The organism is Lewinella sp. 4G2 (assembly GCF_001625015.1).
In the GTDB taxonomy this organism is placed as follows: domain Bacteria; phylum Bacteroidota; class Bacteroidia; order Chitinophagales; family Saprospiraceae; genus Neolewinella.
The window spans coordinates 2,264,026-2,289,296 of the sequence record NZ_LVWJ02000014.1; the positions used below are offsets into that span (position 1 = coordinate 2,264,026).

Sequence of the window (25,271 nt, forward strand, 5' to 3'; positions counted from 1 at the left end):
GAGAACCACTTTGGCCACCCGACGTTAGGCGGGTAAACTATCCAACCATGTTTAATTTCTTCAAGAAGAACCCTACTAAAGACCTCGAAAAGCGCCACAAAGTGCTGATGCAAGAAGCCATGTCCCTCCAGCGCAACGGGGACCTGAAAGGCTACGCCGCCAAACTTGATGAAGCGGAGAAGGTCATGGACAAGATCGTAGAGCTCAGCAATAAGTAGACGTGGCGCATAAGAAACCCAACCTGCCAGAGAAGATCTGCCCGGTCTGCGGCCGCCCCTTCGCCTGGCGCAAGAAGTGGGAAAAGGTCTGGGAAGACGTCAAGTATTGCAGCGAGAAGTGTCGCCGCAACAAGGGGAAGTAAGTACGGCGCTTGCTAAGCTGAAGGACGCTTCGGTAGTATCAACTACAGGAAAAAAGCGCGCACTACGGAGACATCATCCGTAGCCAGTAGACCAAATTTCTCCTCGATGTAGATGATTTTTCGGCGGAACATCTGTTCCACGGGGCCGTCGTTGCGCTGCGTCAACAGGAAAGTGATGATCTCGTCTTCCGTGACCGGTTTATACGGGTCGTGGCTAAAGGGTTCAAACGTCAAAATTCCGAGGGAAGCAATGGCCAGGTCGAGGCAATTCTCGCAGCTGATGCGTTTGTCGTGGCCCGCCCACCAGCTAGTAAATTCTTCCGTGTTCAGGTGGTTTCCCAGGTAGTCCGGCGTTGCGTACTGGCTCATCTCGATGGTCTCGCCGTCACAGGATACCATCCCGGAACCGATCACCACGAGTTCGGCCCTGCGCTCCGTTTCGTCGAGCACACCAACCGTCGCGGTGAGTTGGAGCGCTTCCTGACTGAGGTTCAGTAAGCTACGGAGGGTGTTCAATTCCTCCAACAGCATAGCCATTGTTTCCCGTAGCAATTCACCCGTAGTAGGAGAACTTTTTTCGGCAAAATTCTTGAGGGCAAATTCTCCGGCAATCTTCTCGAGCAGGGTGGCAATGAGTGCTGCGGTAAAGTATCCTTTATCGCCCGCGTCCGTACCGTTCACGATGGCGATCAAGTGGTGGCGGTCGCTAAGTTCGGCTACTGCAACGGAGTCATCATTATGGTTTGCGTGGTGGGTGCCAATCTGGTTGTGGGTGAGAATTCTCATTGGCAGTATAAGGGTATAACTAACGAAGACGTTGCAGCAAAAAGCTACATTTGTTGGGCAAAGTTACCATAAAATCATTCTCACCATGATCCAGCCATTTCACCTCGCCGCACCCGTGGATGACCTCGAAGCCGCGCGCCACTTTTACGGAACCGTACTCGGCTGCCCGGAAGGCCGCACTGATACGGAATGGATCGATTTTGACCTTTTCGGCCACCAACTCGTCGCCCACCTCGCTCCGAAGAAGGAGGCCCCGGATCACCGCAACGAGGTAGATGGCAAACACGTCCCCGTTCCTCACTTCGGCGTCGTCCTTGAATGGGAACAGTTCGAATCCTTTGCCGATCGGCTACGCAGCCACGGCGTGAAATTTGAGATCGAGCCCTACGTCCGCTTCACGGGCCTGCCCGGTGAGCAGTACACGATGTTCTTTTACGACCCCGCCGGCAATGCGCTGGAGTTCAAGGCCTTCAAGGATATCTCTCGTCTCTTCGCCAAAAGTCTGAACGGTTAGGCTGGTCTTGCTCCGCCCACAATTAATTTCTGGCGCTGCCGCAGGTGCCAGGTAAAGGGATTAAAGGGGACCGGTCAGTAACCGAAAAGAGCAGCTTAGGATGCTCGTTGGTTCCTCCGTTTAAGGACGAAACTAACGGTAGCCGTCACCAGCGCCGCAAAAAAGATGGCCCCGAAACTGAAGCGGAGGGAGGCGAAGTCGGAGATCATCCCCAGAATCGCCGGGCTGGCCAGAAAACCTACGTACCCCATCCCCGCCACTACGGATATCCCTTCCGCGGAACTGACGCCCTTCGCCCGACCGGCCAGCCGAAACAGCTCGGGGACGATCACCGAAAAGCCCAGACCCACGAGTGCAAATCCGAAGAGCGCCGGCCAGAAGAAAGCACTCAGCACAAAACTGAGCCCGACGGCTGAGATCAGTGAGCCACCGATGATGATGTTGTAAGGCCCGATCCGCTCGGAAATACCATCCGCAAAGAACCGACCCAACGTCATCGTAATGGAGAAGGCCACGTAGCCAAACCCGGCGATCTTATCGGAGTAGATACTGATCACGTCCAGGAAGTAAAGCTTGCTCCAGTGCTCAATCGCTCCCTCGCTACCCATAATTAGGACGGCCAGCACCGTCAACCCGAGTAAGGGTTTGATGAGCGAGAGTTTAAACTTCCCTTCTTCCCCCCGGTCCGCCTCCCGGCTTTTGATATCACCGTAGTAGCGGAAGGCAATCAAGTGACTGATGAAAATCAGCGCTGCGACCGTCAGGAAATGGTAGATCGGGGCGGGGAACACGTCCAATAGCAAACTCCCCAGCCCGGCGCCAATGACGCCCCCAATGCTGAAAAATCCGTGGGCGGCAGACATGATGTTCACTTCATCCCGCGCCTCCAGTTCGGAGATGATGGAGTTCATGCCAATGTCCAGCAAGGAAGAAAATAGGCCACAGCAAAAAAGGGCCGTACAGAGCAAAACGTAGGTTGGAGCGATGACCGGTAAGCACATCAAGCAAGCAAATCCAACGACTGATAGGAAGGTGAGCCGGCCCAAACCAAAAATTCGGTAAAGCACCGAGGAAGGGGGAATGGCGCACACCAAACCGATGGAAAAGCAGAAAAGCGCCAGCCCGATTTGCCCGTCATCGAGGCCCAGGCGGTCCTTCACGCCGGGGACGTACAGCACCCACGTAGAAATTACAATGTTCAGCGAGGTGTACAGCCAGGCTGGAGCCAGGTAAGCGGGGTTGTTCAGGATGCGGACGAGGCTATTCATGGCCACGAAATTACCCCGCCGAAACCTAAGTCGTGCGCTTTAAATACTGTTTGATGAGACTTTCGGGGGCAGGCCTCCAACCGCCATCAAGCAAACTGCCACACCAATTGGTTGATGAAGAAGAACAGGACGAGGTAGATCCACAGCCCGTCCAGGAAGTGCCAGTAGATCGTCAGCAAGCGCAGGTTAAGACGCTTGGCCGGGTCCGAAAAGTAAACGAGCACGCTGACGGGCTCCTTCATGTACTTCCGGGCCTTGTATAGAAAGACGCCCAGGAAGGGGATACCCCCGATCACGTGCGCAAAGTGAAGGCCAGATATTACGTAGAGGTAGCCTGCAGAATTGTCCGACGTGATGTAGATCTGCTGGGCGAACAACTGGTACCAGGCAATACACTGCATGAGCAGAAAAAAGAAGGATAGGCCCATCGTCGCCCACAGCATATTGGTATACCCCTTGGTATCGTCCGCCAGGTAGGCCTTCTTGGCGCGGATCATCGTGTAACTACTCCCCAGTAAAATGGCCGTGTTCACCAAAAACAGGAGGGGCAGTTTGATGGGTGGCAGGTCGGATTGCACCCGCGTATACACAAATGCCGCCGTCATCGTTAGAAACAACATCGTTAGGCTGAAGAGTACCAGCGTCAGGTAAACGTTCTTGGGGTGAAAGGCAAAGTTGTCTTCCGTAGGGTCCTCCGCCGTAAGGTGGGCGGTTTCGTAGGGGCGTTCGTCTTTCATCGTTGGGTGGCACGCGTAGTTAGGCTTACCTAACCCACGGAGCCGGGATGTGTTGCGAAAATTGAGTCTGCTTACGGTCAAGGAACAGCCGATTCACAATTGTAGTTACGGGCGGCCAGGAAGGGTGCGCTATCGCAGTTGGCCGCTCAACTCGTAGAGCACCAATCCGGCGGCAATGGCCACGTTAAAACTGTGCTTGGTCCCAAACTGCTCGATCTCCAGGCAACCGTCACAGTTGTCGATGATGCTTTGTTGTACCCCCTGTACCTCGTTACCGAGGACGATGGCCAGCGGGCTATGGCCTTCCGCCCTGAATTGTCGTAGCTGAATTGATCCATGGGTCTGCTCTACGGCGAAGGTCTTTATTCCCTTTGCCTTGAGTTCCTGGATCAATTCGGTAGCGTTATCATGGTAAGACCAAGCTACGGACGCCGAAGCGCCCAACGCAGTCTTGAGAATGTCCCGGTGGGGTGGGGTAGCGGTAATTCCGCAGAGGTAGACGTGCTCGATGGCCAGGCAGTCCGCCGTGCGGAACATACTCCCTACGTTGTTGGCCGAACGGATGTCATCCAGTACCAGGGAGACGGGAATCTTGGGCGCGGTGGCGTATTCCGTCGGGGAAAGGCGCTCCAACTCCGCCATTGATTTCTTTTGGGCCATGGGGTAAAGATCAGGATTACGCGGCTAAACCATTATGACGAAGGCGCAAACGTAAAATGGGATGAACGCCGGTAAGCGAACATCCCATTTCAATGTTGTCGATTAACAAGCTAGTAGTTGATTACTAGTGGCCGAGGTAGTTTTTCAGCAGCTTGGAGCGGTTCGTACCGCGCAGCTTGTTGATCGCCTTATCCTTTATCTGGCGCACGCGTTCCCGCGTCAAACCAAACTTTTCACCAATGTCTTCGAGGGACATGGGGTGTTCGACTCCAATACCGTAGTACAACTTGATGACGTCACACTGGCGCTCCGTGAGGGTGCCGAGGCTGCGGTCAATCTCGCGGCGGAGAGATTCTTTGTATTCCAGGTTGGTGTCCGTACCGGGGGTGGCGGAGTTGGCCAGGACGTCCAAAAGGCTGTTGTCCTCACCTTCCACAAACGGCGCGTCCATAGAAACGTGGCGGGCGGCGACGGAGAGGGTTGTCTCTACTTCGGAGGCGTTGATCTCCAGCTCACCGGCCAGTTCTTCGCTGCTGGGCTCCCGCTCGAAAGCTTGCTCCAGGCGGCTGAAGGCCTTGTTGATCTTGTTGAGGCTACCTACTTTGTTGAGGGGGAGACGGACAATCCGGCTCTGCTCGGCCAGGGCCTGCAGGATGGACTGGCGAATCCACCAAACGGCGTAGGAGATGAACTTAAAACCACGGGTTTCGTCAAAACGCTGAGCGGCCTTGATGAGGCCGAGGTTGCCCTCGTTGATGAGGTCGGAAAGGGAAAGACCCTGGTTCTGGTACTGCTTAGCTACCGATACGACGAAGCGTAGGTTGGCTTTGGTCAGCTTCTCCAGTGCGATCTGGTCGCCCTGCTTAATACGCTTAGCCAGGTCGACTTCTTCCTCGGGCGTCAGCAGGTCTACTTTACCAATTTCCTGGAGGTATTTCTCCAGTGACTGACTCTCGCGATTCGTGATCGACTTCGTGATCTTTAACTGTCTCATATATGACCTTACGTTTTGAGTAGGCTAGGCCGGAGGGCCTAGGCGTTGAATTCGGGGCGCAAAATTACGGGGAATAGTAATGGCAGTCAAGGGGCAAATGACTGGCTACTAGCAAACAACTATTTAACAACAGCATGTAAGCGGCTTAAGTTGGGTGATTTAGTTTTTTTGGTAGTCTCACCTTTTATACTTTAATTGCCCCCACCCCGGGGCTATCTCTCTTCGGGTAGACAACACCCCACAAAACAACACATGGACCGTATTAAATTTACTTCAGAATTCATCTGTCGCGCTTCCCCCAACATGGTTTATCAGTTTCTGACGGACCCCGCCTGCATCACCCGCTGGTTCTGCGACGAAGTAGATATCATGGACCAAACCTACACCTTCGTCTGGAACGGCGCCGCCGAAATCGCTGAACTCATCGAGGACAAGGAAGGGCAAACCGTCCGCTTCGCGTGGGAAGACGCAGAGGACGACGATGAATACCTGGACTTCAGCATCAGCAAAAGCCCCGTTACCGGCGAAACCATCGTACACGTCACCGACTTTGCGGACGACGACGAGGTGGAAGATCAACGCGCCCTCTGGCTGACGCAGCTAGCCCGCATGAAGGCGGAAATGGGTGGGTAAGCGCCACGCCGCTTCCATCATCCTTGAACCGTTTAAATCTTTTTTCACTACCAGGACTCCTCGCTGGCATCATCACCCACCACTGGATACTGCGTGGTGGATTGGTAGCGAGCGGTAAGCACGCTCGTGCTACCTAAAATGGATAAGGGCAAGTACTTATTTGGTGGGCTATTGCTTAACGGCTAAATTGCCCAAACAACCCGTTTCCGTCCGTTTGCAAATTGCAAGCATCAGCGCGGAAGGGCAACCCAGAACCGTTATGCCCCGCATTACTATTCTTCTTGGTCTGACGCTCGGCGAACCTCGTCTGCTCTCGGGTCGGGCTAATATCCCTACCTACAGCCCCGCTATCCTTCTCCGTTACCTGGAGTCCTTCTACGCTTTGGGTGCCCCCTCCATTAATCGATCTGCCCTGCGCATTGAGCAGTACCGACAGGTCATCGCCGTGCACGAGGCGCAGACCAAACGGGAACCCTTCTACGCAAAGACCTTCCGGGCCGACCAACTGGCCACCGCCGAAGAACTACTCTCCCGGCGCGACGAATTGCTAGACGGCGGCTTCGACCTGCTAACGGAAGCCACGGAGGCCGTGCCAGAACGAATTCGTACTACCTTAGAATTAGAAAGGATCCTACTGGATGATTCCAATGACCTGGACTTATTACCCGGCCAGGCCGATCGTCTCCGCAGCCTCATTGCTGCCCTTCCAGAGGATCGCCATCCGCGCCTGCACGTGTTACTCAACGAACCCCGCGAGTTGTTACCCCCCGGTACGCAGCGGCTGCTGACCGGTTTAGAAGCCGTAGGCGATACCATCGCTCAGTTACCCGAACCTGCGGCCCCCGCCACGAATAGCGACCTCCACCGCTGGCAACGCCATCTGCGGGGGGGAGCACCGACCGAAGCGGACACATCCCTGCGTGGCGACGGCAGCCTGATCATCCTCCGCGCGCAGCGGGAGACCCACTTAGCGGCTTACCTGGCCCGTACGCTGCGAGAGAACCCAAGCTGGCGCCCGTCCGCGTTACTGACGGTCCGCAACCAAACGCTGGATAACGCCATCACGATGGAAGGGCTACCAAGCATGGGCGTCCCCTCGAGTTCCCTCGCCCGGCCAACGCTACAGGTACTCAAATTGGTCACGGCATTCCTTTGGGAACCGATTGAGGTTGAAAGGATCATGGAGTTTGTCAGTCTCGTAAGCAAACCGCTACACTACCGGCTGGCCCAGAAAATTGCCGTCTTCCTGGCCGATACGCCGGGGATGTTCGGGCCCCGCTGGCGCGCCATGATCGAAGGCTTCTTCCGCGCCGAACAAGCTCGTGGGAAGTACTCCACCAAGAAGCTCAAGCAGATCCGCGACCAGTACGAGATGTGGTTCGAACGCCGCCGGTACCGCCGGGAAGAAACAGTCCCCAAACTTCAACTCCGCTTCCTTTTCCTCCAACTCCGCGAATGGGCCCGTGAAGAACGGCAGGAGCGCCGGGACGCGGACACCCGCGACGGACGGCCCGCGGATGACTACGCCGGCCTGCTCGTCCTCTACGCCCAGGCCCAGCGTGCCGTCGAACTATTGGATGCGCAGCCCGAAACCGGTCTCAACTACCTCTCCGTCGAACGCTTGGTCCGGACGATCTACGAGCCCGCTCCCGCTCAGTTCCGCCCCGAAGAGCAGGGCGCCCTGCCCGCCATCTTTGCACCTGCGTCAGCGGCAACTCTACCTACTGAACCCGGTGTGGAAAGTGTGCTGTGGTGGGACTTCATCGAAAACGAACCGGACTATTTCTTCAGCCGCTACTATCCTCCCGAGGTGGCCTACCTGGCGGAATTAAACGTTGCCATCAACGGGCCGGATACTAAAAATGCCCTCTCCAATTGGCAGCAAATGCGGCCGGTACTTAACGCCGGGAAACAACTCGTGCTGTGCTTACCGGACCGAGTAGATGGCGCCGAAGTCGAGCCACACCCACTACTCGGCGATCTCGAAGCGGCCTTCCCCGAAGGATCCCTCGAACGAATTACCATTGACATTGACAAGACGACCAGCGCCAAGCAAATACCCGGCCTGGACTGCCCGGTCTTTGCCGACGTGCCGCTGCATCCACTGGAAGGCCCCGTCCCTCACCTCCATGTGGAACGCTTGCGAGATCTGCCGGAACGTGACAAGGAAAGCCCCACTTCGGTAGAGGACTTTATGTTTTACCCGCACAAATACGTTTTCCGCCACGCCCTAAAGCTGAAGGGGACGCCAATTCTTCGCATCGCCTCCGAAGGGCGCCTCCGCGGTAACCTGGCCCACCGCTTGATTGAGCAACTACTTAAGGAAATTGGTAGCGACCGTAACCGGATGACCCGTAGCGAGGTAGATGGGTGGATCGATGCCAACGCCGATCGGCTCTTCCGGAATCAGGGTGCCGTCCTGCTACAGTACGGTCAGGAACCAGAACGAATTCAGTTCATCCGGACTATGAAAAAATCCGCCTGGTCACTGGTCTACGCCATCCGCGAGAACGGTTGGCTGGTGCGTGGCTCCGAGGAATATGTGCACGGCGATCTGGAAGCGATGGGCCAGCAACTGCACGGCCGCGCCGATCTGGTCCTGAGCCGGGAGGCCAACGGCATCCACGAAGTAGCCGTGGTAGATCTGAAATGGCAGGGGAAGGGGCTCTTCCAGAACTTGCTGCGCAACGCCCGCGACGTCCAGCTGGCGCTCTACGGTGATTTCATCGCCCAAAATAAGATGGCTGATGAGGATGGAGCCCTGTTGCACCGGCAACCCGGCCGCGTCCATACCGCCTACTTCTTGATCCGCTTCGGAAAGATTCTGGCCCGCAATCAGGTCGCCTTCCGCCAGGCAGAAACGGTGGGTGACGAGGAGGCAAATAGCGTCCAGCTAGAAACGCTCCGCAAGATTCGCAACACTTACAACTGGCGCTGGGAACTCATTCGCAACGGTGATTTGGAGATACGCTGCGCCGAGACCGCCGGCCACCTCGATGACCTTTACCGCGAACTGGCCTGGGAGGATCTTTTCGAACAGGAAAACGACACTTCCCGCTTTGACGATTACCAGTCTTTGATTGGCCTCGTCCGTTAATCCACCTTTATCCATCTCCTTCGCAAAACTCCGTTCAGTGCGTACGTTCCTGCTCCTCTTCTGCCTGCTTTTGGTTAGTTCTTCCGCTACCGCTCAAAAGTTTACTGAGGTGACTCACCTCGGCCGTCTCCACCTCAAGGTAGAAACACGCTCGGCTACCTATCTCTATGACCCGGTGGCCGGTGGTTTTTCCAGCATCATCGACCCGGCGGGGGCAGATTGGGTGGCTTACCGAGATACGCCCTGGGGCGAGTATCCCGCTTCGGCGGCCTCCAGCTACCGTGGGGTTCCCAACCTGGTGTTTCGGGGAGACGACGACGGTGCGGGGCACCCCGGCCACAAAAAGTGCAAGAGTGAGTTACGGGACGGCAAGATCTATACCGAAACCCTGAGCGGGGAGTGGGCCTGGAATTGGTCCTTCACCAGGAAGGGGGCCATTCTCGCCGTCACCAAAGTGCCTGCGGGCAAAAAGTACTGGTTCCTCTACGAAGGCCCGGCCGGTGGGCGCTACCAGCCCAAGACCACCTACTGGGCTACTGGCCTGACGCCACCGAGTTATGCCATTCCGGACCATTTTACCGGTGGCACCCACCGCGATTACCACCAACTCATGTACTTCGGCCAGGACGACTCTCGCTACGTATTCGGCATGCTCCAGGCTACGCCCGATACCCACCGCGACCACATCAGCTACCTGGGCAACGAAGAGATCGGTGCGGCCAATAGCCCCGACGGAATGGTCGTTGCCGGCTTCGGGCGTGACGAAGGCGCCACCCCACTGCTAGAAGATCCGCAAATTTTCGCAATTGCCATCATCAAAAAGGGGAAAGCGAGGCGCATCAAAAAGACGTTACATAAATTAGGCAAGGCCGATAAATAATTGGCTGGGGTTCCTTCCTACGTTGATTTGGGCGCTGCCGCGGGTGCGGAGAAAAAGGGTGAAAAAACAGGACCAAACCCGTAACGTTTGGGGTGAATTTGTGCATGAACGGGCAAACCCGTACCCATGAACAAGTTTTACTTCGTCTTACTCCCATTGCTAGTGGTTTTCTCCGCAGGCGGATTGACAGCGCAGTGTGCCGCCCCCTCCCTGGGCAGCTCGGCCACCGAAGATCAACGATTTGCCACCCTGCGCCCGACCCGGATTGCCGGGGCCACGGGCTACCGTGTGGTGCTTTCCGCCGACGCTTTCCGCGACCCGATCATCAGCCCGGATACGACCTACGAATTTGGGCCGGACGAACAGATCATCCTCTACGGCCTTGAACCGGCGACCCGTTACCGCGTCAACATCCAGGCGATTTGTGGAGCGGAGGTGAGCTCTTTCAGTAATCGGCTGATCTTCACCACTGAGGACGACGGCCCGCCACTGCTCGACGATCGCGACGGAGGCTTTAACTACTTCGTCAGCGCCAGCACCAGGTATAATCCCGTGCCGGGGACGACCCTGGCGGCCACCAACCAGGGAAACCCAGCCGGGCCCTGCGGGGGTGATGCGGACGATGACGTCTGGTACAGTTTCAGCCCCATTTGGCCCAAGTACACCTTCACGGTTGATCCCGTGAGCGGTACGGACTCCGCCCTGGTTGTCGAGATCTACGACGAGCGGCAGGACACCCTCGTCGCCTGCCGGGCCGGCCTGCCTGGTGAGACGGTAAATATCACCCTGGAGAATATTCCCGTCAATCAGGACCCGCAGAACCGTTTTGAGTACGACCTCCGGGTCTACACTGCCGGGACCAACGGATACGCGGTCTTCGAGATCGGGGCCGCCGGAGAAATCCTGCCGGTCGCGGATGAAACGGGCTGTATCGCCGCCGAATCGATCACCCTGGACGGGACGGGCCAGGCCAATGCATTCGTAGACGTCCTGAACCAGGAGGGCGAGGTGATCGTCAGCATCGAAAATACCCAGCCGCTGGGAGTCGTGGACGTCAGCTACTTCGAGGACGCCGCTGGTGCCCGCCTCTTCGGGCCGAATGACCTTCCTTACCTCGGTCGGAACATCAGCATTAACCCCACGGTACAACCTGCGGGGCCGGTCCGCGTGAGGAGTTACCTGACACAGGCCGCGGTGGATGCTTTCCTGATGGAAAACAATATCGCAAGCGTCTCCGAACTCGGGGTTACGAAAGTGGCCACCGGAGATTGTTCCGCCGAGTACACGGGCGGAGGCGTCATCGCCAGCTTTGAAGATGCGGGCCGCTACGGCAGTGGATACTACGTTGACGTCGTCGTTACCTCATTCAGTGAATTCTTCTTTTCCGCGGCGGACCGAGCGCTGGGAGAAGCGTCAAGCACGCGTTCCACCACCAATTTGACGGATATGCGCACTGCCCCAAATCCCTTTACCCATTCCTTTAAAGTAGACTTTTACGCCCGGTCCGGTGGAGAGTTACGTATCAGCCTGCACGACGTAGCCGGCAAGCGGGTACAGCAGCGTACGGAGCGCGTAGCGGCGGGTCTCAACCAAATCAACGTTGAAGGTTTGGGAGACTTGCCGAAGGGTACTTACTTCCTCCGGCTTATAGATGCGGACGGTGGCGTAGTCGTCAGACGGGTCCTTAAGCAATAATTCCGTCCCTGGCTAAGCCAATTGGTCCTGTTTGCTTGCCCACCAAACCTTGCACCCGCGCCAGCGCCCAGCTAACGCTACGTGATAAAAGGTGCACTATCCTTGATGGGGAACAATTGAGGTGTCCTTACTAGAAGCCTCCGGCAAAGCTACCGGTGATGAGGAAGCGCATTACGAAGACCAGCGCAATACTAACGGCCAGACCAAAGGAGACTTTAGCCAGATCCCGACCGATGTCCCTGAACGCATCCTTGATGTTGAGGCGGCCGGGGATTGTCTCGTAGTAAGCGATGGCAGCGCGGGCGATCATCGCGACGGCCATCACGACGATAATTTCATCGGGCACTTTGTCCCGGAGGTAAACCACGTAACCGATGAGGGCCAGGAGGACGACGTTCATGCCTAAACCGGCGTAGTGGAAACTCTTTGCCCGGGCGAGGTCGCTGGGCTCCTTGTCCAACTCCAAACGGTAGCGAATGGCAATCTCCCGGCCGGCCAGCAGACCGAGGAAGACCCAGGTAGTGGACATTGGTACTTGAGAGAATTCCTTGAAGAAAAGCAGGATCAGACCGTAGTTGAAATCAACGATAGTAGCCGAGCGGATGTCGGTCGTATTCGTCTTTTGCTTGACGATCTTCTGGATGTTGCCGCCCTTGCTGTAAAAGATGATGGCCAGCATCGTCAGAAGGATACCTAGAGAAACCAGGATTTCCGTCAGCGTCAGTGCGCGTGGCAGGTAGACGTAGATGTTGGCGAAATCCTGAATGAGCCACTGGCCCCAAAGGAAGCCCGTGGACGCCCACTGCAACACCGTCCAGGTACGCTTCTCGCCGGGCGTGATGGGGTTGTTAATGAACTTCTTATCAAATAGACGGGTAATCAACTGCCACACCAGGATGGCCACGCAAAAGGCCAGCGCGTAGCCAAGAATGGACTTCATCGTCATGTCGTACAAACCCTTGGGCTTAAAGAAAGTCAGTACGAGGAAGGAGGTACTTACCGGAATGCCCGTCCGCGTAAGGATCATGAGCACCAGTGGCGGCAGGAGGTAGGGCCAGGGCATATCCTCCACGAAGGCGTACTTGGCCAGGCGGCCGTAACTCACGTCGCCATCGTAGGTGTGCCAACCCCAGAGCAGCGTAAAGGCCAGGATGCCACCCGCGAAGAGCCACAGGACCCACCACGGCTTCTCCTCGTTGGAAGACAAAAAGGTACCCAGCGTCTGGATGGAATCATTACCGACAACGGCGTAGCCGGCCAGGATGAAGCCGAGCCACATGATGATCAAAGAGGGATCCATAAAGACGAAAGTTCTGGGGTAGCGGAAGAGGATAGGCTAGTGAGCCTAAGTAAATAATCCCCCAAAAGTAACCGTACGTTCGGCCGCGTGGGTTAAGTCTACATTAATTCCCCCGCCAAACGTCCTGAATCAAATGGCCAGGATGGAAGCCATTTCGATGAGTTTGGATTCGGGCTTCTTCTCCTTGTAGATGCTGTCCTCGAAGGGGTAGGTAGTGATGAGATCATTTACGATCCCCACGGCTACGTTCTCTTCCCCTTCTAGCAGTCGGTTAACCGCGGCGTGCCCAAGGCGGCTGGCCAGGAGACGGTCCAGCGCCGTCGGGGCACCACCGCGTTGGAGGTGGCCGATGACGGTGACCTTCGGCTCCATACTCGCTAACTCATCCTTGATGCGCTCCGCAATGCCGGCGGCGCCACCCATGGGGTGCCCTTCGGCGACAATCACCACGCTGAAGAGCTTGCCGCGGGCCTTGTTCTTTTTAAGGACGTTCTTAAGATCCTCCAGATTCGTTTGCGCCTCGGGAATCAGTACGCTGGAAGCACCCGACCCGATGGCGGTATGTAGGGCGATGTAACCGGAGTGGCGGCCCATCACCTCCACGAAGAAAAGGCGGTTGTGGCTATCCGCCGTGTCCCGAATCTTATCTACGGCATCGATGGCGGTGTTGACGGCCGTATCGAAACCAATGGTGTAGTCCGTGCCAAAAAGATCGTTATCGATCGTACCGGGTACGCCGATGAAGGGAACGTTGTGCTCTTCGCTGAAGACCTTGGCGCCCGTAAACGTACCGTTACCACCAATGGCGATACAGGCATCGATGTCGTATGCCTTAAGGTGTTCGGCGGCCTGGGCGCGGCCCTCCGGCGTCATGAAGCGCTTGGAGCGCGCCGTGCGGAGTACCGTTCCGCCCCGCTGGATGATATTGGCAACGTCGCGCCGTTCCATCCGCTTAAAGTGGCCGTCGATCATACCCTCGTAACCCCGCTCGATACCGTAGACGTGGAGTTTATTCCAGGCAGCCGTGCGGACGACGGCCCGCAGCGCGGCGTTCATGCCCGGGGCGTCCCCTCCGGAGGTAAATACGGCGATGCGGCGAATGTCCTTTCTATCCATGGTACAGAGTATCTGATTGGCGAAGCCGCAAAGCTATAAAAGCCACCGCCGTTGTAAAAGCTAATCGAAGGTTAGTTACTGTCGGTTATCCGCCAGCGAGTGGGCCGGCCCTTCAGCCAAAAAATACCGTAACCATGACCGGTGCTTAGTGCATTGTTCGCCGGTGGAAATTGGCCAGGGCTTCGATGGGTTTATGGACGAAGCGTCCCATCTTCAAGTTACGCTCCGCCATCGCCGCCTGCAGGATGGTCTTGAAGTGGTAGGCGATGGAACCAATGTAGTGAACGGGTACGTTCAGGTGGCCCTCGTACTTGCGCACGTGGCGGTCCAGGAATTCACCGAAGCTGTCAAAAACGATCTTTTGGACGAGGGGGTGATCCAGGTGCTCCCCCATAAAGCGCGTAAAGCTGGCCATGTAGGTGTTCGGGATCGGCGATCCGTAGATATTGTCCAGAATATCCGACTTATCGATCTTGATGTGTTCCTCGAAGGCGTCCCGGATGTCATTGTCCAGTTCCCGGTAGAAATAGGCCCGCAGGAAGGCTTTACCGATGTGGCTCCCGCTCCCTTCGTCGCCCAGCATGAAGCCGAGGTTGGTTACGTTGTCCACCACGTCCCGGCCATCGTACAAACAGGTGTTGCTACCGGTACCGAGGATGCAGGCGATGCCTGGCTCGGAGCCACAACTGGCCCGGGCGGCACCGAGCAGGTCGTGCATTACGGTGATCTCCGCTGTGGGGTAGGCTGCCTGCAGCACTTCGCGGATGGGGAGCTTGCGGGTGTAGTCCCAACAACCCGCGCCGTAGTAGTGGATCTCTGTCGGCTTGAGGTTGGGTAGTAATTCGCTACTCAATTTTTCCACTTCACCCTGTAACAAATCACGGGGGTGAACGACGGGGTTGAAACCCTTCGTATGGGCGTAAGAGCTTTCTCCGTCTTTGGCCACCCAGGCCCAGTCCGCCTTCGTCGAGCCGGCATCCGCAATCAATAACATAGCTGAAGTTTAGGCAGGCGAAGGTAGCCAACAAGCAGCAAGATTTCAGACGCTTTTTTGCCGGCTTGGCTAGTGGCTAATCATAGATTCAGGGTATCTCAACTAAGTACCAGTCTAACATTGGGCGCTGCCGCAGGTGCAAGGTGAGGGGGAAGCAAAAACGCAGTGAAATAGGGTGCCTCCTCCTTCCAGGAAAAGTTGATACGGAAGAAGAACCTTTATTGCGGAAAGATGGAGACGAACGGAATTACCGAGGCAGCTGCCCTAACCAGTCCAGGACGATCTTATTGAACCCCACCTTATCCTCCAGATTACAAAGGTGGCCACGGCCCTGCATCACGGCCAACTCCGCCGTGGGAGCGTGCTTGTCGGCGTAACGCTGGGCTGCATCAAGGAAGACATGATCCTGCTCCCCCATCACCAAGAGGGTAGGGCGCTGCAGGGGGCGTTCGTAGAAGGCCCGGACGACGCTAAAGAAATCGCGGTACAGACCCAGCCACTTCAGGAATTCCCCCGGGGCGAGCTTCTTGGATTGCCGCCGGTACATCTTCCGGCTGAAGGCGTGGTTCTTGCGCGGCATCACGATGATGATGAAGGAATCGTAGATCCACCGGAAAGGGATGAAGTAGCTTAGGAACTTTCCACTGTGGGCGAAGCTCTTGATGCGCCAATCCGCTTTAAACACGCCACCGACCATGATCATGGATTGGATCATCTCCGGCCGCCGGGCATCCAGTCGCTGCAGGATGATGCTACCGAGGCTGAGCGACATGAAGTGAGCCCGCTCGATCTTGGCTTCGTCTAGGGCCTTGAGCACGTCGTTGGTTACGATGTCGAAGGTGTAACTCTCGTACGGAGGCTGCACGTTCTTGCTCGATCCATGGTCCCGCAGGTCCAGTAGGCAAAGGTTGTACTCCCCCTGAAAAGCCGTGACCTGGTGCTTCCAGGTGACCGACGAACCGCCCGCCCCGTGGATGAACACCACCCAGTCCTTATCCGGGCCGGCGTGGACGAGGTCGTAATGGATCGTATCAGTCAAGGCGGTGGCTTTTGTGGGCAACGAAGATACATGATAGTGCAAGGAGCGGGGCTAATGTTCGCGCTTTACCGGGCGGGCCAGGTTAAGTGAACGCAAAGACCCGCCTGAATCTAGACCTTAAGATTAAGCCAGTATTAAATTCGGCCTACGTTTTAATTACCTGTGCCAAAGTAGCTTGTGCGCGGCGGTTGGGGTGGCGATATTGCGGATGCCTTCCACCACAGGCATTTACCTCAGCCCGTTTGCCAACTTGCAATCGCTTTCACTAAGTCTTCCGAAGTGTCCATTGATACCTATCCTTTTTCTGAAACCCGGGGTGAACGTTTCCCCCCCGTCCGCTTAGCCATCTTCCACTTGCAGGATGTATGCGTCCGGATCCCGCGTTCCCTGCGTAACCATTTGCGGACGGCCTCCCTGGAGCTAGCCCCACAGATTGAGGCTACCTTCCGCTGGCTGAGAAAGCGCCAGGTCCGGATCGCCCTCCTGAGTGACTTTGACGAAGCCGGTACTAATATCCTCCTAGAGCGCCTTTCCTGGGAATTAGGTGGTGACCAACTCATTCAGGCAGTCGTACCTGAACAAGGGGTGGGGGAGAACCCAATCCGGCAGGCCATGGACCTGGCCGGAGTCTCGGACCCCCACCAAGTAACCCTTATCGCCGATACGCCAGACCTGCTGAACTTCGGCACCCAGGCCCAAGTACGCCTTAACCTTGGTGTGACGAGTGGGAAACACAGCTACGAAGTGCTCAACTCCACGCCGTGCCGGGCCTTGCTGGACAATACCATCCAGATCGTCAATTATCTACTCGACGAGGTGCCCCAACTTGCGGCTGCTGGTGGCGCCGGCTCTAACGGGTAGACCCTTTATTTTAGGAGTAGCTCCTGGTTAAGTACATCCTAATTGCGGAAGGGCATCGGCAACCTAACTATCCATTGTCGTTAGCCTCTTTTCACAGATTGGGTCCCTAACTATATCGCGATTCCCCGCGTTACCTTTGTCCCGTTCCCATTTACCCGGCACCTGCGGCAGCGCCCTGATCGAAATGATGTAATGGCCGCACCGTAACCGGAAACCAGCATTCTGCGCATGAGCTTTTTCAATAAGTTTTTCAATAAAGAAAAGAAAGAGGACCTCGATAAGGGCCTCGAAAAAACCAAGACCGGTTTTTTTGATAAGATCAGCCGCGCCGTGGCCGGCAAGGATACCGTGGACGAGGAGGTGCTTGACGAATTAGAGAACGTGCTGATCACCAGCGACGTCGGTTTGGATACCACCGTCAAGATCATTGAGAACATCGAAGCCCGTGTGGCGGAGGATAAGTACGTCAACACCAGCGAGCTGCACCAGATCCTGCGCGACGAGATCGTGGAACTGCTGGCCGAGAACAACGCCCAGGACTACGAAGATTACGAATTGCCACCCGTCACCGGAGACGGCCCGGCCATCATCCTGGTCGTCGGCGTGAATGGGGTAGGGAAGACCACCACGATCGGGAAGATCGCCCACCAGTATCAGAAAAAGGGCCATAAAGTGGTCCTTGGCGCCGCCGATACTTTCCGCGCTGCCGCCGTGGACCAGCTCAAGATCTGGAGCGAACGCGTTGGCTGTGAATTCTACTCCAAGGGAATGTATACCGACCCTGCGGCCGTGGCCTACGAAACTACGAAGTACGCCATTGATAATAAGATGGACGTAGCCATCATCGATACGGCCGGGCGCCTCCACACCAAGTTTAACCTGATGAAGGAGCTGTCGAAGATCAAACGCAGCGTCACTAAGGCCCTGCCCTCCGCTCCCCACCAGGTCCTCCTCGTGCTGGACGCAACCACCGGGCAAAACGCCATCGAACAGGCCAAAGCTTTCACTGAGGCCACCGACGTGACGGCCCTGGCGCTGACCAAACTTGACGGTACGGCTAAGGGCGGCGTAGCTATCGGGATCACCGATACCTTTAAAGTGCCCATCCGCTATATCGGCGTGGGGGAAGGAATCGATCACCTCCAGATCTTTAATAAGAAGGCCTTCGTGGAAAGCCTGTTTGGAGACGAGATGAAGGTATAAACACGGGCTAAGCGTAGGGACGGCTACATTTTGGTAGCTATTTGTTGGCGTATCCGCCGGTAAATTGCCACCTTAGCCGGTGATTCCCGCGGTTCGGGATGCTTTTGAGTTTATAATCCCAACTAATTCGCTTGGCCATCCTCACCTACTTTTCGGGGTGCGCCCCAACTGATACTGACATGAAGTTCGTTTTTGCCCTCCTGGCCTTTACCGGCCTGGTGCTCCCCCTCGGTGTACACGCCCAGGGGGCCACTCCCGTAAATGACGAATGCGCGAACGCCACCCCGGTGGCCGTACCTACATTCGGTACCACGAATTACTACGCCGTTGATACCCGGGATGCCAGTGGCTCCGTCCCCGCCCCTGGCTGTACCAGTGCCAGTGGTGACGATGACTTGTGGTATTCCTTCGTCGCCGGCTCCGATGGGATCATTTTCCGCTACCGCAACGCCGTCATTCCCGCCGGATCAACCGGTATTGGTTACGCGATCTACGCGGGGTGCGACGGCGAAGAAGTGGCCTGTAACTTCAATTTTGGCGACGGCGTGACCGGTAGCGATATCGTGGACCTGCTGACCCCACTCATCCCCGGAGAGACCTATAATATGCGGGTCTTCACCCAGGGCGCAGACGGTGGGGGAACCTTCGAGTTTGGCATTCAGGCCTACCAACGCAATGACGAATGCGCCGAGGCGGAAGAAATCTTTGTACAAATCCCCGGTGGCTGTGCCTATACCAACCTATCCACCCAGAACTTCTCCCGTACGCAGTCGCCCAGCAGTGCCTGCGCCCTGACGAGTAATAACGATGATGGTTGGTACCGTTTTCAGGCCACTTCCGAGTACGTGATTGCCGATTATGCTAATTTGATCGCAACGACTGGCTCCGCTACTGGGTTGGGTTACAGTTTGCACGATGGTTGCTCCGGGGTAGAATTAGCGTGTAGTTTCAGTATCGGAAGCAACGGCTCGGGGCGGGAAGTACTTAATCCACTTAGCCCCTTCAACCTTGGTCAGGTTTACCTGCTGCGTTTGTACCTGGAAGGACCGACCTCGTCGGGCACCTTCGATTTTTGTCTGCAGGAGGCCATCTGCTCGCCACCCTTCGTGCGCTACAGCGTCATTTTCGATGAATGTGAAACGGTGGGCGCTCAGGTGGTAGCCACCGCATTCGATCTGGGCGGCGGCGATTCCCTGCTCATCGTTAATGACTTAACGAACGATACGCTGGTCTTCAAGAGCACTGGTTCGGACACCACCGCTGCCTTCCCACTTGAGGGACAGGCTACGTTTACCGCCCTCAACCAGATTTCTACAGCTTGCGATAAATCGGAAACCGTGGACGTGTATTGCCCCGCAGACAACCAGACTTGTGACACGAGCCGCGACCTCCTGATTAACGATCCGGGTTCTTGCGATCTGCTCAACGAGGCTAAAAATTGGAACACGGGAACCAGCGAATACCCCATCGATCCATCTTGCGGGACTTACCGTGGGGGAGATCTCTTTTACGTATTTACGGCACCTACTAATACTCTGGAGGTGACGGTGCAGGAGAACCCCTTCAGTACGCTGGCCCTTTCCGTCAATGAACTGAATTGCCTCGATGGCGGTACGGAGATTGACTGCAAAACCGTAAACGGTACTGGCCGGTCGGTTACGCTAGAAGGCATGACTATCGGGGCACAATACACGCTACGCGTTTACGACCGGGGGGATAACGACTTTGGTACAGCCGTTTTCTGTGTTCAGGCCGAAGCAAATCTTCCCGCTGAATTGGTCGACTTCTCCGGTCTGGTGAGACCGAAGACCAATGAGATTAGCTGGATTACCGCCAGCGAGGTGGGGGTTAGCCACTTCGCGGTGATGCGGAGCGCAAACGGTACCTCAGGTTGGGAAACGATCGCCAACGAGCCCGCGGCCAACACCTCCGCCGCTACTACTTATACCATTACCGATAACTCTCCACTGGCGACCGCTTTCTACCGCCTGAATACGGTAGATCTGGACGGAAGCGTCGCTACTTCGGCAATCATCCAACTCCAGCGCGACAAAGTATTGACGGATGTACGGGTATTCCCAAATCCGGTGGGGGAGGAACTGCAGTTGCAGTTCGTTGCGGGTTCCTCGCCGGGCGTCTTGACGGTCCTGGACGCACGTGGGCGTGAGGTGATTCGGCAAATTGCCCCGGTCGCCGATCGGGTGACGGTAAATGTTGCCACGCTCAGCCCGGGCATCTACACCATTCGGACGGTCATCGCGGGTGAATTGGTCGTCAAACGTTTCGTCCGGAAGTAGGGCGCGGCCGCGGGTGCCAAACGTAGGACCGAGGAAAAAGAGGGCGTCTAAAAGTCTAGTATCAAGCTATTTAGGAAGGTCAGACCCTACCGAGGGGAGCCGCACGGTAGGCTGTGCGTATTGGGTGAAGGAATTTAATTCTCACACTTGCTTGCGTACTAGGAAATAAACAAAATAGTCCTTACCTTTGCGCTCGCTTTTGAAGGAGGTAGGCCTCTGGTAAAAAAGAAAGCGTCATAAAGCAAATAAACGTATGCCTACAATTAATCAACTTGTGCGTAAAGGGCGCAAGCAAATCACGGAAACGAGCAACTCTCGGGCCCTGGACGCATGTCCACAGAAGCGCGGCGTATGTACGCGTGTTTACACTACCACTCCTAAGAAGCCGAACTCGGCCCTCCGGAAAGTAGCAAAGGTTCGTCTTACGAACGGTATCGAAGTCATCGCCTACATCCCCGGTGAAGGCCACAACCTCCAGGAGCACAGTATCGTACTGATCCGCGGTGGTCGTGTGAAGGACCTTCCTGGTGTACGTTACACCATCGTCCGTGGTGCACTCGATACGGCTGGTGTAGCCAACCGCCGCCAGGCCCGTTCCAAGTACGGTGCCAAGCGCCCCAAGAAATAATCCAAGGAGGCAACTCCCGGCGCGTACTGTGACGTTTGCCCCCCGGCAGCGTCTACTGCACGAGCTACTTCTCAACAATATTCTTAAGTAAGATGAGCCACCTCAGCATAGGTGGCCATTTGGCGGGGTAAGCCCGCCATCTGAAGCGATTAAGCTATGCGTAAAAGAAAACCAAAAGTTCGGGTCATTGCACCCGACCCCCGTTACGGAGACCCCGTAGTAACTCAATTCGTTAACATGCTCATGCTCTCCGGTAAGAAGAGTACTGCATTCCGTGTCTTCTACGAAGCGATGGACCTCATCAAAGAGCGCGTCGCCAACGAAGAGATCGACGAGCACGAAGTATGGAAGCGCGCGTTGAACAACGCCATGCCACAGGTCGAAGTACGCTCCAAGCGTATCGGTGGTGCTACTTTCCAGATCCCAACCGAGATCCGCGCCAAGCGCAAGATGAGCATCGGCATGAAGTGGTTGATCCGCTTCGCCCGCTCTCGCTCCGGTAAGGGTATGGCCGAAAAGCTGTCCGCCGAGCTACTCGCCGCCAGCCGCAACGAAGGCATGGCCGTGAAGCGTAAGGAAGAAACGCACAAGATGGCCGAGTCTAACCGCGCCTTCGCCCACTACGGTCGCTAAATTAGTAGGGTAGTCTAGTAGTAGGGTAGTACCCGCATAATATGCGCTACTACCCGACTACCCGACTACCGTACTACTCTACTAAATCCTAATCTACTAATCCAACCAACCATGGCTACGGATCTTAAATACACCAGAAACATCGGCATTGCCGCGCACATTGATGCCGGTAAGACAACTACGACCGAACGCATTCTTTACTACACGGGCATCAGCCACAAGATTGGTGAGGTGCACGACGGTGCCGCTACCATGGACTGGATGGAGCAGGAGCAGGAGCGTGGTATCACCATTACCTCCGCTGCTACCCACACCAACTGGAAGTGGAAAGATCAGGACTACGTATTTAACATCATCGACACCCCCGGTCACGTTGACTTTACCGTTGAGGTAAACCGTTCACTCCGGGTACTCGATGGTCTCGTATTCCTTTTCTGCGCCGTATCCGGTGTAGAGCCTCAGTCAGAAACCAACTGGCGCCTTGCGGACAACTACAAGGTTCCCCGTATTGGATTCGTCAACAAGATGGACCGCTCCGGTGCTGACTTCCTCAGCGTAGTAAAAGACGTGGAAGAAAAGCTGGGCTCTAAGTCCATCCCACTGCAGATCCCCATTGGCGCCGAAGAGCGTTTCAAGGGCGTAGTTGACCTCATCACCATGCAGGCCATCGTCTGGAACGAGCACGACCAGGGTATGACCTTCGAAGTGATCGATATGCCAGAAGAACTCGTCGACATCGTTGACGAATGGCGTGAGAAACTGCTCGAAGCTGTTGCTGAATACGACGAAAGCCTCCTCGAGAAGTACTTCGAAGATCCTGAGTCCATCACCGTTGAAGAAGTACGCAAAGCTGTTCGTGACGCCGTCACCGACGCTGCTTTTGTACCAATGATGTGTGGTTCTGCCTTTAAGAACAAAGGTGTACAGGCCGTTCTCGATGCCGTGTGTGCTTACCTGCCCAGCCCAGTGGATATCCCGCCGGTCCGTGGTACGCACCCCGACGACGAGGAGCAGGAGCTCTTCCGCAAGCCCGACGTAAATGAGCCGTTTGCAGCTCTCGCGTTCAAGATCGCTACTGACCCCTTCGTAGGTCGCCTGGCCTTCATGCGCGTTTACTCCGGTAAGCTGGAAGCTGGTTCTTACGTAAAGAACACCCGGTCTGGCAACAAGGAGCGGATCTCCCGCCTCTACCAGATGCACGCTAACAAGCAGGAGCAGATTGACAAAGTGGAAGCCGGTGACATCGCCGCTGCCGTAGGTTTCAAGGACATCCGTACCGGTGATACGCTTTGTGACGAGGCTAACCCCATCGTGCTGGAATCCATGGTCTTCCCCGATCCCGTTATCGGTGTAGCCGTAGAGCCCAAAACGCAGAAGGACCTTGATAAGCTCGGTATGGCCCTGGCCAAACTGGCGGAAGAGGACCCCACCTTCACCGTGAAGTACGACGAGGACACCAACCAGACCGTAATTTCCGGTATGGGTGAGCTTCACCTCGAAATCATCGTCGACCGCCTCAAGCGTGAGTTCAAAGTGGAAGCCAACGTTGGTGCGCCACAGGTAACTTACAAAGAAGCGCTGTTCAACACGGTTGATCACCGTGAGCGCCTCAAGAAGCAGTCCGGTGGTTCTGGTCTCTTCGCCGACATGAGCTTCACCCTCGGCCCCGCCGATCAGGAGTTCCTCGACAGCGAAGAGTTCAAATCCGGTAAGGAAAACATGCAATTCGAGTGGGCCATCGTTGGTGGTGCCATCGATAAGAACTACCAGAAGCCAATCAAGGACGGTTTCCAGTCCATGATGAAGAACGGCATCCTGGCCGGTTACAACATCGACAGCATGAAGGTGAAGGTTTACGACGGTGGTATGCACTCCGTTGACTCCAAGCCCCTCGCTTTCGAACTCTGTGCGAAGGAAGGTTTCAAAGCCGCCGCCAAGCAGTGTAACCCCAAGTTGCTGGAGCCCATCATGGAGGTCGTCATCGTCACCCCCGAAGAGTACACCGGTAACGTAATCGGTGACCTCAACCGCCGCCGTGGCCTGCCGAAAGGACAGGAGCCCATGAACGGTGGTGCCGTACGGATCACCGCCGAAGTGCCCCTCGCAAACATGTTCGGTTACGTAACCGACTTACGTACGATCACTTCTGGCCGTGCCAACTCTTCCATGACCTTCAGCCACTTCAACGAAGCTCCCAAGGGCATCGCTGACGAGGTGATCAAGGAAGCTAAAGGCGCTGACGCATAATGCAACCCTCTCTTCCAGCTCCGTCGCGTGCCATCGCGACGGGGCTGGAAGTCTTTAAACTCTACGGTTACCGGAAAGCCGCGTAACCTCTTTTCTTTGAAAAATTACAAACTGGCATGAATCAGAAAATTCGCATCAAACTGCGTTCTTACGATCATAACCTCGTGGACAAGTCCACCGAGAAGATCGTCAAGACCGTAAAGAACAGTGGGGCCATCGTTACTGGCCCGATTCCGCTGCCCACCGAAAAAGACATCTACACTGTCCTGCGGTCACCGCACGTCAATAAGAAGTCTCGGGAGCAGTTTCAATTGCGCACGCATAAGCGGCTGATTGAGATCTACACCCCCAACCAAAAAACGGTGGACGCGCTTTCCAAGCTCGAACTCCCTAGTGGTGTAGACATCCAGGTTAAGCTGACCTAAAATCTGCTATTTTTCATTTGCGCGTTGATGTCTGCGCAAAAGTCAGCCGACGCTCCCTTTGGGTCGCTTACGCCAGACTTTCGCACAGACCGCGAAAACGGAAAATATCAGGGTAAAGTCAGTGTAACCACAATCAACTTCCTTTCACGGCAATCGTGAGAGGGCATTTTTCAACTGTTCCCCAACCCGTAAACCTACGGGTAGAGGAATACTATCGCCCGCTACGGCATTTCCGCTAAGGGGTGATACTATAACTCAAGACCAATGAACGGTATTATTGGTAAAAAAGTCGGGATGACCTCCATCTTCGACCAAGCAGGCCGCAACGTCGCCTGTACCGTAATCGAAGCTGGCCCTTGCGTAGTTACGCAGGTCAAGACCAACGATTCGGATAAGTACAACTCCCTCCAGCTCGCTTACGGCGACAAGAAAGAGAAGTCCGTGAGCAAGCAGCTCGCTGGCCACTTCGCCGCCGCCAACACCAGCCCCAAGGCTGAAGTGGTTGAGTTCCGCGATATGGACATCGAAAAAGCACTCGGTGAGACCGTAACTGTGGACGAGGTATTCGCCGAAGGTGATACTTGCGCTGCTGTCGGTACCTCAAAGGGTAAAGGCTTCCAGGGTGTCGTCAAGCGCCACAACTTCAAAGGTGTGAACGACGCTACTCACGGTCAGCATAACCGCCAACGTGCTCCTGGTTCGATCGGTGCTGCTTCCTACCCCGCGCGGGTATTCAAGGGTATGCGTATGGCCGGCCGTGACGGTGGCACTCGCGTAACCATCAAGGGTCTCAAAGTCCTGCGCATCTTCGCGGACAAAAACCTGATCCTCGTAAAGGGTGCCGTTCCCGGCCCCAAAGGCGGAACCGTAATCCTCCACAAATAATCATCCCCCTAGCTAAAA

24 protein-coding genes are annotated in these 25,271 nt (G+C 55.9%); 15 read left to right on the top strand and 9 right to left on the bottom strand.

Translation table 11 applies throughout. The annotated features are described in order from the left end of the window. Positions 1 to 47 precede the first annotated feature (47 nt). Both A3850_RS20180 and A3850_RS19515 read left to right on the top strand, forming a co-directional pair. Positions 48 to 218, top strand: coding sequence for a DUF6435 family protein (locus A3850_RS20180; RefSeq protein WP_157501029.1), 171 nt, complete (start codon positions 48 to 50; stop codon positions 216 to 218). Between the two features lie 2 nt (positions 219 to 220). Beyond that, positions 221 to 361, top strand: a complete 141-nt coding sequence (locus tag A3850_RS19515) for a DUF2256 domain-containing protein (protein ID WP_076639937.1) — start codon at positions 221 to 223, stop codon at positions 359 to 361. A gap of 42 nt (positions 362 to 403) precedes the next feature. On the opposite strand, the gene A3850_RS09620 is transcribed toward A3850_RS19515, so the two are convergent. Further along, complete coding sequence (locus A3850_RS09620; protein ID WP_068215983.1) at positions 404 to 1,147, bottom strand: hypothetical protein; 744 nt, start codon at positions 1,145 to 1,147, stop codon at positions 404 to 406. 85 nt (positions 1,148 to 1,232) lie between these two features. Between A3850_RS09620 and A3850_RS09625 the strand changes: the two genes are divergently transcribed. Then, entirely contained in the window at positions 1,233 to 1,661 is a 429-nt protein-coding gene (locus A3850_RS09625; RefSeq protein ID WP_068215986.1) for a VOC family protein, read from the top strand. A gap of 95 nt (positions 1,662 to 1,756) precedes the next feature. On the opposite strand, the gene A3850_RS09630 is transcribed toward A3850_RS09625, so the two are convergent. From A3850_RS09630 to A3850_RS09645, 4 genes are all read right to left on the bottom strand, one after another. Continuing rightward, positions 1,757 to 2,929 carry an MFS transporter gene (locus A3850_RS09630; RefSeq protein WP_068215988.1) on the bottom strand — a complete coding sequence of 391 codons (1,173 nt, stop codon included), beginning with the start codon at positions 2,927 to 2,929 and terminating at the stop codon, positions 1,757 to 1,759. An 86-nt stretch (positions 2,930 to 3,015) separates the two neighbouring features. After that, entirely contained in the window at positions 3,016 to 3,666 is a 651-nt protein-coding gene (locus A3850_RS09635; protein ID WP_068215990.1) for a cytochrome c oxidase subunit 3, read from the bottom strand. A 129-nt stretch (positions 3,667 to 3,795) separates the two neighbouring features. Beyond that, the gene (locus A3850_RS09640; protein WP_068215993.1) at positions 3,796 to 4,326 is read right to left on the bottom strand and encodes an RNA methyltransferase; all 531 of its coding nucleotides are present in this window, start codon (positions 4,324 to 4,326) and stop codon (positions 3,796 to 3,798) included. 124 nt (positions 4,327 to 4,450) lie between these two features. Continuing rightward, positions 4,451 to 5,320: an RNA polymerase sigma factor RpoD/SigA gene (locus A3850_RS09645; RefSeq protein WP_068215996.1), complete on the bottom strand. Its 870-nt coding sequence runs from the start codon at positions 5,318 to 5,320 to the stop codon at positions 4,451 to 4,453. 252 nt (positions 5,321 to 5,572) lie between these two features. Here A3850_RS09645 and A3850_RS09650 point away from each other — a divergent pair, with 252 nt between their 5' ends. The 4 genes from A3850_RS09650 (at position 5,573) to A3850_RS09665 (ending at position 11,625) form a co-directional block, all read left to right on the top strand. Continuing rightward, the gene (locus A3850_RS09650) at positions 5,573 to 5,953 is read left to right on the top strand and encodes an START-like domain-containing protein (protein WP_068215998.1); all 381 of its coding nucleotides are present in this window, start codon (positions 5,573 to 5,575) and stop codon (positions 5,951 to 5,953) included. A gap of 259 nt (positions 5,954 to 6,212) precedes the next feature. Continuing rightward, positions 6,213 to 9,050: a PD-(D/E)XK nuclease family protein gene (locus tag A3850_RS09655; RefSeq protein WP_157501031.1), complete on the top strand. Its 2,838-nt coding sequence runs from the start codon at positions 6,213 to 6,215 to the stop codon at positions 9,048 to 9,050. Positions 9,051 to 9,087: 37 nt separating this feature from the next. Next, positions 9,088 to 9,930 (top strand): hypothetical protein, encoded by an 843-nt coding sequence (locus tag A3850_RS09660; protein ID WP_068216002.1) that lies wholly within the window; start codon positions 9,088 to 9,090, stop codon positions 9,928 to 9,930. A 126-nt stretch (positions 9,931 to 10,056) separates the two neighbouring features. Beyond that, a complete protein-coding gene (locus A3850_RS09665; protein ID WP_068216004.1) occupies positions 10,057 to 11,625 on the top strand; it encodes a T9SS type A sorting domain-containing protein in 1,569 nt (522 codons plus the stop codon). A 130-nt stretch (positions 11,626 to 11,755) separates the two neighbouring features. Here the strand turns inward: A3850_RS09665 and A3850_RS09670 are convergent, their stop codons facing one another. The 4 genes from A3850_RS09670 to A3850_RS09685 form a co-directional block, all read right to left on the bottom strand. After that, the gene (locus tag A3850_RS09670; RefSeq protein ID WP_068219634.1) at positions 11,756 to 12,904 is read right to left on the bottom strand and encodes a hypothetical protein; all 1,149 of its coding nucleotides are present in this window, start codon (positions 12,902 to 12,904) and stop codon (positions 11,756 to 11,758) included. Positions 12,905 to 13,054: 150 nt separating this feature from the next. Beyond that, a complete protein-coding gene (gene pfkA / locus A3850_RS09675; protein ID WP_082921734.1) occupies positions 13,055 to 14,041 on the bottom strand; it encodes a 6-phosphofructokinase in 987 nt (328 codons plus the stop codon). 145 nt (positions 14,042 to 14,186) lie between these two features. Next, complete coding sequence (locus A3850_RS09680; RefSeq protein WP_068216006.1) at positions 14,187 to 15,035, bottom strand: hypothetical protein; 849 nt, start codon at positions 15,033 to 15,035, stop codon at positions 14,187 to 14,189. Between the two features lie 247 nt (positions 15,036 to 15,282). Further along, positions 15,283 to 16,074 (bottom strand): alpha/beta fold hydrolase, encoded by a 792-nt coding sequence (locus A3850_RS09685; protein WP_197494028.1) that lies wholly within the window; start codon positions 16,072 to 16,074, stop codon positions 15,283 to 15,285. A gap of 279 nt (positions 16,075 to 16,353) precedes the next feature. Here A3850_RS09685 and A3850_RS09690 point away from each other — a divergent pair, with 279 nt between their 5' ends. The 8 genes from A3850_RS09690 to rplC all read left to right on the top strand — a co-directional run bounded on the left by A3850_RS09690 (position 16,354) and on the right by rplC (position 25,253). Further along, the gene (locus A3850_RS09690) at positions 16,354 to 16,935 is read left to right on the top strand and encodes an HAD family hydrolase (RefSeq protein ID WP_157501033.1); all 582 of its coding nucleotides are present in this window, start codon (positions 16,354 to 16,356) and stop codon (positions 16,933 to 16,935) included. 228 nt (positions 16,936 to 17,163) lie between these two features. Further along, on the top strand, positions 17,164 to 18,138 hold the full coding sequence (gene ftsY / locus A3850_RS09695) for a signal recognition particle-docking protein FtsY (protein ID WP_068216010.1): 975 nt from the start codon (positions 17,164 to 17,166) through the stop codon (positions 18,136 to 18,138). Between the two features lie 179 nt (positions 18,139 to 18,317). Beyond that, entirely contained in the window at positions 18,318 to 20,435 is a 2,118-nt protein-coding gene (locus A3850_RS09700; RefSeq protein ID WP_068216012.1) for a T9SS type A sorting domain-containing protein, read from the top strand. Between the two features lie 253 nt (positions 20,436 to 20,688). Next, positions 20,689 to 21,063 (top strand): 30S ribosomal protein S12, encoded by a 375-nt coding sequence (gene rpsL, locus A3850_RS09705; protein WP_068216014.1) that lies wholly within the window; start codon positions 20,689 to 20,691, stop codon positions 21,061 to 21,063. Between the two features lie 156 nt (positions 21,064 to 21,219). Then, positions 21,220 to 21,696: a 30S ribosomal protein S7 gene (rpsG, locus tag A3850_RS09710; RefSeq protein ID WP_068216016.1), complete on the top strand. Its 477-nt coding sequence runs from the start codon at positions 21,220 to 21,222 to the stop codon at positions 21,694 to 21,696. A 111-nt stretch (positions 21,697 to 21,807) separates the two neighbouring features. Continuing rightward, positions 21,808 to 23,943: an elongation factor G gene (fusA, locus tag A3850_RS09715; protein ID WP_068216018.1), complete on the top strand. Its 2,136-nt coding sequence runs from the start codon at positions 21,808 to 21,810 to the stop codon at positions 23,941 to 23,943. Between the two features lie 116 nt (positions 23,944 to 24,059). Then, positions 24,060 to 24,368 (top strand): 30S ribosomal protein S10, encoded by a 309-nt coding sequence (rpsJ, locus tag A3850_RS09720; protein ID WP_068216020.1) that lies wholly within the window; start codon positions 24,060 to 24,062, stop codon positions 24,366 to 24,368. A 264-nt stretch (positions 24,369 to 24,632) separates the two neighbouring features. Further along, a complete protein-coding gene (gene rplC, locus A3850_RS09725) occupies positions 24,633 to 25,253 on the top strand; it encodes a 50S ribosomal protein L3 (protein ID WP_068216021.1) in 621 nt (206 codons plus the stop codon). Positions 25,254 to 25,271: the final 18 nt, after the last annotated feature.